1 protein-coding gene is annotated in these 591 nt (G+C 67.0%); it reads left to right on the forward strand.

Annotation, left to right across the window (positions count from 1 at the left end; translation table 11 throughout):
* Window positions 1–537 (forward strand): ATP-binding protein (locus MOV61_RS30165; RefSeq protein WP_408962448.1); only part of this gene is annotated, 537 nt, incomplete at its 5' end.
* Window positions 538–591: the final 54 nt, after the last annotated feature.

Below are 591 nucleotides of genomic sequence, written 5' to 3' on the forward strand. Positions count from 1 at the left end.
GCCGTCTTCCAGAAGCTCGCCGCCGAAGCGGAAGCCAAGGAGCTGGCGCGGCGCTGGGTGGTGCTGAAGCTCGCCGCCGGCCTTCTGGCGAGCTCCATGGAAGCCTATCGCGAACGCCAGGCCGATCCGGTCATGCAGCGGGCAGGGCGGGTCTTTGCCGATCTCACCGGCGGCCGTTTTTCGCGCCTTGTCCAAGTCTATGACGAGCGCGACGAGCTGCAGCTCGCGGTCGAACGCAGTACCGGCGAGCAGGTGAGGCTTCCCGGCCTGAGCGAAGGTACTGGCGATCAGCTCTATCTGGCGTTGCGGCTCGCCTTCCTGGAGGACTATTGCAGCCGCAACGAGCCGGCGCCGCTGATCCTCGACGACATCTTCCAGACCTTTGACGACGAGCGGACCGCAGCGGGCATCCGGACGCTCGCCGCGGCCGGCGAAAAATTCCAGACGGTACTCTTTACCCACCAGATGAGCCTGGTCGAGGCGGCGCGCCGCGAGCTGGGAGACGGGCTGGACCTCGTCCAGCTGGAGCGAGCCTAAGAGGCGGATTGCGGCTGAGACAGGCTGCGCAACGCCAGGCAGCCGACCGGCATG

It is taken from the genome of Neorhizobium sp. BETTINA12A, from assembly GCF_023006485.1.
Taxonomy (GTDB): domain Bacteria; phylum Pseudomonadota; class Alphaproteobacteria; order Rhizobiales; family Rhizobiaceae; genus Neorhizobium.